Raw genomic sequence first — 4,716 nt, 5'->3', positions numbered from 1 at the left:
GGCCGGCCATCACGCTGTCCGGGACGGTGGCGTCGGTCGTGGCGACGTTTGTGATCAGGTTCGGGCCACCGGTCAAGTGCCACACCGTGGTCTTCAGCGCTCCCGCCAGCCGCAGGAGGGTGCCCGCGCCGGGGTCGGCGGCCGGCCGCTCCTCCAGGTACTGGAGGTAGGTGGGCGCCATGCCCGCCCGTGTGGCCGCCTCCTGCCGGCTCAGGCCGAGTTCCGTGCGCCGCTGGGTGATCCGCCGCCCGAGGTCACCCTTCGGGTGTCCTTCGACGGCATGCGACGAGGCCCGTTCGGACATGACCCGTCACCTCTCTCCTTCGTCAGGCCGCCCGGTAGCGGACGACGTCCTCGTGCGGCTCCTCGCCCAGGACGACCTTGAGCGCCCCGGTGTCGGCGGCCCGGGAAGACGTCGTACGCCTCCTCCATCTGGACCGGCGGGAAGGTGTGCGTCACCGGTCGCCCGGCGTGCAGACGGCCTGCGGCCGCCATCCCGAGCAGGGTGGCGGCGCCGGCGACGGTTGGTGTCTCCCGGCCGTACGTGCCCGTTGAGCACGCCGACCTCGCAGGAGGCCGGGAAGATGTCGGCCAGCAGCTCGGCGTCCTTGCCGTCCAGGGCGCTGGGCAGCGGGTGCGCCGCGAGATCCGCGTGGGGCGCGCGGACATACTCGGCCTGGGTGCCGTCGACCAGGTGGCCCGGGATCCAGCCTCCGCCGCCCCGGCACTGGCCGTACATGCCCGCACGGCAGGGGCGGTAGCGGCCACAGGCGGTGATGCAGGAGACCAGCACCCGGCCGCACGGCCGCACGGTGCGCACGGTGCGCACGTCACCGCCGACCTCGCCGACCGCCTCGTGCCCCAGCACCGTGCCCGGGCGCACCTCGGGGACGTCACCCTTGAGGATGTGCAGGTCCGTTCCGCAGAGGGTGACGGCGTCTGCGCGGACGAGGGCGTCGGCCGCCTCCTTGACACCGGGGTCCGGGACGTCCTCCCTGGCGGACCGTCCCGGGCCGTGGAACACGTAGGCCTTCATGGAGTCACCAGCTTCCTGCCACGGGCGGTGTGCCCGGTGTGCACCGCAGTTCCAGCTTGGCGCGGATCGGTGCACCGCGCTTGGGGTACCGCGCCGTTCCCTCTCACAAGGGCCGATCGGCCCTATCGCGCGCCGCGCCGACAGGCTTTGCTCGGACCATGTCCGACATCCCCGGCAGGTCCGCGCAGCCGCTCCAGGCGGGGACGACCCACGTCGTGACCCTGCGCGGCGAGCTCGACCTGCTCGCGGCGCCGGCCCTCAGGGCCCGCCTCGACATGCTGACCGCCGGTCCCAGTCCCGACCTGGTCCTGGATCTGCGCCCGGTGTCGTTCATCGACTGCTCGGGGCTCGGGGTCCTGTGCCGGGTGCGGAACCGCGTTCGGGCGCGGCACGGCCGACTGCGTCTGGTCACGGGCAGCACCTCTCTGCGGCGTGTGCTGCGGCACACCGGTATGGCGGGGGTCTTCGAGCTGCTTCCCTGCATGCCGGTGGGGGTTGCCGGCCCACCCGCGACGGACACCGTCGACAGTGCGGTGCTCTGATCGCTTCACACCGGAGTGAGCTCGTGGCCGATCTTCGCCGCCCATGCCTCGATCCGCGCGAAGTCACGGAAGTCCCCGCCCTTGTCGTTGCGGAGGATCATCCGGGCGACCCAGCCCTTCGCACCTTCCCTAAGGCAGCCGCCGAAGGTGACGTGCTCCGTGGCGTCGAGCCGGTCCATGGCCTTCTTCACTCCGGGCACGGGCGGGATGTCCCGCTCCGAGGCCGAGGGGTCGAGCGGGCCGCTGCTGAAGAACCACAGCGGGCGCTCCGCCAGGGCCGTGCCATGGCGCCGGACGAAGCGGCGGGCGTCCTTGTGCCAGTGGCCGGCGTACAGGCCGCCCCCGACCACGACGGCGTCGTACGCCGCCACGTCCGGCACGGCGCCGGCCGGGAGGGCCTCAGCCGGCAGCCCCTCTTTGCGCAGGACCCCGGCGATGGTCTCGGCGATCTCGGCGGTCGATCCGTTCGTCGTTCCGTAGGCGACGAGCACGTTCGTCGGCATGTCGGTCCGCCTCCTCTCACAGTTTGCGCAGCCGGTCGTCGGCCACATCGTGCCGCGCCTGCTCGTCCGATCGCAGACGCGTGTCGTCCAGGCGCCAGGTGAGCTCGCCGACGACCGCGACCACGCCGTCGATCTGCCCGGTCATGGCGACGGCGATCTCGGTTTCGCTCCGGCGTTCCAGCCGTCCGGCGAGCGTGACCACACCGTCCGTGACGGCGACGTGGATGCTGCGCGGCATCAGCCACAGCACGCGCACCAGCACCTCGTCGATCACCTCGTCACGGATGTCCGCGTCGGGCCGCAGGAAGACCCGGAGCAGGTCCCGCTGGGTGACGATGCCGACCAGCCGGTCCTCCTCGTCGAGCACGGGCAGCCTGTTCACGCCCCGCCGGGCCATGGTCCGTGCGGCCTCGACGATGGTGTCCTCGGCGTGCACGGTGACCGGCGGCGCGCTCATCAGCCGACCCGCCGTGCGGGCTGTCTCCCGGGTGCGTCTGCGGGCGGCGGACGACGATGCGGGGAGCCCAAGGAAGCGGCGTGAGCGGCCGGGGTCCGGGGGCGCGGCCCGAGGGGCCGCCAGGTCGGTTGCGGAGAGGACGCCGATGACCCTGTCGTCCTCGTCCACCACGGGCAGTCCGCCGATCCGGTCGCCCGCGAGCAGTCGGGCGGCCTCGTCGACCGGCGTGCCGTACAGGGCTCGCACCACGTCCATGGTCATCAGGGAGCCGACCTTGTCATGTTGCATGATGCCTCCTGCTCGGGAGCGACCGCGACGGGGCACAGGGCCTGGTGCAGCACGGTGTGCGTGACGCGGCCGATGTGGAGGCCGAGGCGTCCGTGGAGGTGCCTGGCGCCGACCACGAGCAGGGCCGCACCGGCCAAGGTGTCGAGCAGCACGGTCCGGGCCCGTCCTTCGACGATCCGCCGGCGCACCTCGACGTCCGGGTGTGCGGCGACCGGTGCGCGCGGCCCGGTCTCCAGGGCCTCGACGGCCCGCTTCCGGTGCACCCGCGCGGGTTCGCCGGTGAACCGGGGGCGGTCGGTGGTCCCGTGCGCGGGCCGGTGCCAGGCTCGTACGGCCTCGACCGGTACGCCGTGCCGGGCCGTCTCCCGGAAGGCGAACCGCACCGCCTCCGAGTCCGCCGGTTCGGCGGTGTCCCCGACGACGATGGGGGGCGATCCCGCATCCGGGACCCGGACGGGTCGTCGGGGTCGCCGCGTACCACGATCACCGGACCGTCCGTCCGCCCGGCGACCGCGAGGCCGACCGAACCGGGCAGCAACTCGGCGGCACTCACCCGGTCGCGCGAGCCCAGGAGGAGCACGGCGGCCTTGCGCGCCGCACCCCGGAGTACGGGGACCGGCCCCTCGGGCACGACCTCGATGGTGACCTCCAGCCCGGGAATGCGGGTCCGGGCCTGCTTGGCCTCGGTGCCCGCGAGGACGCCGGTGAGCAGTTGGGCCGGCGGCGGCTCCCGGCCGGTGCCAGGCTCGTACGGCCTAGACCGGTACACCACGCCGAGCGCCCAGCCCATGGCCCGCAGACTCGCCTCGGAGCCGCCCACCCCCACGGTGATCGGCTGGTCCATGACTCCCCCTCCCTCCGCCTCCGGTGCGGCTCTGATGGTTCGATCCTCGTCCCGACAAGGCCCCGCGGTGGAGATGCCACAGGTCCCGTCCAGGGACCGACCGGCCCTGCCGCGGGAGTCCGGAGCGGCCCGGGGACTGCCGGTTCATACGGCGGTGCGGGGGTGCGCCATCGCTACGACTGGGGCCGGTCGGCCCTGGTGCATCCGACCTCGGCCCGTGATGATCGTGAGCACGGGCGGATCCGCAGTCCGGGATTCCGGCACTCCGGGAAACGAGGGGTCCTGATGACCGAGCCACGCAGCTTCACCGAGGAGCACCCGATCCGGGTCTTCCTGCTCGACGACCACGAGGTCGTGCGCCGTGGGCTGTCCGATCTGCTGGACGCCGAACCCGACATCGCGGTGGTCGGGGACGCCGAGAACGTCGAACACGCTCTGGCCCGGGTCCCGGCCCTGCGCCCCGATGTGGCGGTGCTCGACGTGCGCCTGCCCGACGGCGACGGCATCAGCGTCTGCCGCGAACTGCGCAGCCGCGTGCCCGAGCTGGCTTGTCTGATGCTGACCTCGTTCGACGACGAAGAGGCCCTCCTCGACGCGATCATGGCCGGGGCCTCCGGCTATGTCCTCAAGCAGATCAAGGGCTCCGACCTGGTCTCGGCGGTACGCACGGTCGCCTCCGGGAGGTCCATGCTCGACCCGGAGACCACGGCCCGGCTGATGCGCTCGCTGCGCGCCGACCCGTCCGAGGAACCGGCTGTCGCCCCCGAGCTGGCGAGTCTGTCCCGGCGCGAGCGGGAGATCCTCGTCCTGATCGGGGACGGTCTGACCAACCGCGAGATCGGCAAGAAGCTCTACCTGTCCGAGAAGACCGTCAAGAACCACATCTCCCGGCTGCTCGCCAAGCTCGGCGTCCAGCGCCGCGTCCAGGCCGCGGTCCTCGCGTCCCAACTGGAGCAGCCCGAGCCGGGCGCGCGCCCGGAGCGCTGAGCCGGGCGCCGGGAAAGCGGTGCTCAGTCTGGCGCGGGCCGCACCGGCACACGCCACTC

The 4,716-nt window shown here is 73.0% G+C and carries 6 protein-coding genes and 2 pseudogenes; 2 read left to right on the top strand and 6 right to left on the bottom strand.

Annotation, left to right across the window (positions count from 1 at the left end; all coding sequences use genetic code 11):
- Both ABZ281_RS38470 and ABZ281_RS38465 read right to left on the bottom strand, forming a co-directional pair.
- A partial coding sequence (locus ABZ281_RS38470) for a helix-turn-helix domain-containing protein (RefSeq protein ID WP_356662660.1) occupies positions 1 to 304 on the bottom strand: 304 nt, incomplete at its 3' end.
- A 22-nt stretch (positions 305 to 326) separates the two neighbouring features.
- Positions 327 to 1,036: pseudogene (locus ABZ281_RS38465) on the bottom strand (alcohol dehydrogenase catalytic domain-containing protein).
- Between the two features lie 158 nt (positions 1,037 to 1,194).
- Between ABZ281_RS38465 and ABZ281_RS38460 the strand changes: the two are divergent.
- Complete coding sequence (locus ABZ281_RS38460) at positions 1,195 to 1,578, top strand: STAS domain-containing protein (RefSeq protein ID WP_356662659.1); 384 nt, start codon at positions 1,195 to 1,197, stop codon at positions 1,576 to 1,578.
- 5 nt (positions 1,579 to 1,583) lie between these two features.
- Here the strand turns inward: ABZ281_RS38460 and ABZ281_RS38455 are convergent, their stop codons facing one another.
- The 4 genes and pseudogenes from ABZ281_RS38455 to ABZ281_RS38440 all read right to left on the bottom strand — a co-directional run.
- Positions 1,584 to 2,081, bottom strand: coding sequence for a flavodoxin domain-containing protein (locus ABZ281_RS38455; RefSeq protein ID WP_356662658.1), 498 nt, complete (start codon positions 2,079 to 2,081; stop codon positions 1,584 to 1,586).
- Between the two features lie 16 nt (positions 2,082 to 2,097).
- Positions 2,098 to 2,826 (bottom strand): CBS domain-containing protein, encoded by a 729-nt coding sequence (locus ABZ281_RS38450; RefSeq protein WP_356662657.1) that lies wholly within the window; start codon positions 2,824 to 2,826, stop codon positions 2,098 to 2,100.
- A complete protein-coding gene (locus ABZ281_RS38445; protein WP_356662656.1) occupies positions 2,799 to 3,209 on the bottom strand; it encodes a universal stress protein in 411 nt (136 codons plus the stop codon). Before ABZ281_RS38445 ends, ABZ281_RS38450 begins: the two co-directional genes overlap by 28 nt.
- Positions 3,210 to 3,358: 149 nt before the next feature.
- Positions 3,359 to 3,616, bottom strand: a pseudogene (locus ABZ281_RS38440) (hypothetical protein); the annotation flags it as partial.
- Positions 3,617 to 3,955: 339 nt separating this feature from the next.
- On the opposite strand from ABZ281_RS38440, the gene ABZ281_RS38435 reads away from it, so the two are divergent.
- On the top strand, positions 3,956 to 4,657 hold the full coding sequence (locus ABZ281_RS38435) for a response regulator transcription factor (protein WP_356662655.1): 702 nt from the start codon (positions 3,956 to 3,958) through the stop codon (positions 4,655 to 4,657).
- The last annotated feature ends 59 nt before the right edge of the window (positions 4,658 to 4,716 follow it).

Source organism: Streptomyces sp. NPDC006265 (genome assembly GCF_040613555.1).
In the GTDB taxonomy this organism is placed as follows: domain Bacteria; phylum Actinomycetota; class Actinomycetes; order Streptomycetales; family Streptomycetaceae; genus Streptomyces.
Note: the sequence above shows the minus strand (reverse complement) of the source record. Positions and strands in the feature narration are given on the sequence as shown.